The 1,215-nt window shown below is 42.7% G+C and carries 1 protein-coding gene and 1 pseudogene; both read right to left on the bottom strand.

Annotation, left to right across the window (positions count from 1 at the left end; all coding sequences use genetic code 11):
- Positions 1 to 54: 54 nt before the first annotated feature.
- Entirely contained in the window at positions 55 to 567 is a 513-nt protein-coding gene (locus tag CCU_RS14970; RefSeq protein WP_015534429.1) for a helix-turn-helix domain-containing protein, read from the bottom strand.
- A gap of 90 nt (positions 568 to 657) precedes the next feature.
- Positions 658 to 1,139, bottom strand: a pseudogene (locus CCU_RS14130) (DnaA ATPase domain-containing protein); the annotation flags it as partial.
- Positions 1,140 to 1,215 lie beyond the last annotated feature (76 nt).

Raw genomic sequence — 1,215 nt, 5'->3', positions numbered from 1 at the left:
TGTAAGGTTATAAACAAATAAGTGAGTTTATAATATAAAAATGTGGATAACTTGCTATTTTTGTGGATTAAGCTTCTTGATTATGACGTCAACCATCTCAGCAAATTCCGGATCCTTCTCAATCTTATCTTCAACCTTCTGTATATTGCTGTGCACGGTGGAGTGATCCTTTCCTCCAAATGCATCTCCTATACTCTTCAGCCCCTTGTCCGTGTACTTTCTGCACAGGTACATGGATATCTGACGGGCAGTGGCTATATCCTGGCTTCTCTTCGTGGATACGATGTCACTGACTGATATATTAGTGTGCTCTGAAACAGTGTTGATAATGAGCTCAGGTGTTATGGTAACCTTGGAATCCTTGGATATGAAATCCTTGAGGACGTTCTTGGCAAGTTCCTCAGTGATCTTGATATCTCCGAGCTCTGAATATACGCTGAGCTTGTTGAGCGCACCCTCAAGCTCACGTACGTTGTAGGTTATATTGTTGGCGATATACTCAAATATCTCCTCGCTGATGATATCGGTAAGTCCCTTTATCTCAGCCTTGTTCTTGAGGATAGCCATACGTGTCTCGTAATCAGGAGCGTGGATGTCGATAGGAACACCCCACTCAAATCTTGATCTGAATCTCTCATCCAGAGTCTTAATCTCCTTTGGTGGCTTATCCGACGACAGGATTATCTGCTTACCTTCGTCATGAAGAGCGTTGAAGGTGTCAAAAATTCCTGCTGCGTACTTGCCTTACCGATCAGGTACTGGATATCATCGATCAGAAGAACATCCACTGTTCTGTATTTGTTTCTGAATTCTTCAGTTTTATTCTTGGAGATTGCTTCTATGATCTCATTCGTGAATTTGTTCGATGGCACATAGAGAACCTTCATATTACTATTGTGCTGGAGTATATAGTGGGCTATGGACTGCATAAGATGAGTCTTGCCCAGTCCTGATCCTCCATACAGGAAAAGTGGATTGAACTTGTCCTGTCCAGGTGAATCGGCAACTGCCAGACATGTTGCGTGAGCGTGCTTGTTACTCTCACCAACAATAAAGTTCTCAAATGTGTAGTCAGGTCTGAGATTGCTCTTGGCAATGGCATCGTTGTAGTCCTCTGAATATGTAGGGGGACTTTTCATCCTTTCTCATCTGACTCTCGAGTGTGAATATAACCTGAATTGAATCGTCCTGAAAGAGCTCTCTGAGAACTGTTTC

The organism is Coprococcus sp. ART55/1 (assembly GCF_000210595.1).
Taxonomy (GTDB): Bacteria; Bacillota; Clostridia; order Lachnospirales; family Lachnospiraceae; genus Coprococcus; species Coprococcus aceti.
Note: the sequence above shows the minus strand (reverse complement) of the source record. Positions and strands in the feature narration are given on the sequence as shown.

Excerpts from the sequence above, each read along its gene's own strand:
- CCU_RS14970 (WP_015534429.1), bottom strand. The coding sequence starts at position 567 with ATGGCTATCCTCAAGAACAAGGCTGAGATAAAGGGACTTACCGATATC.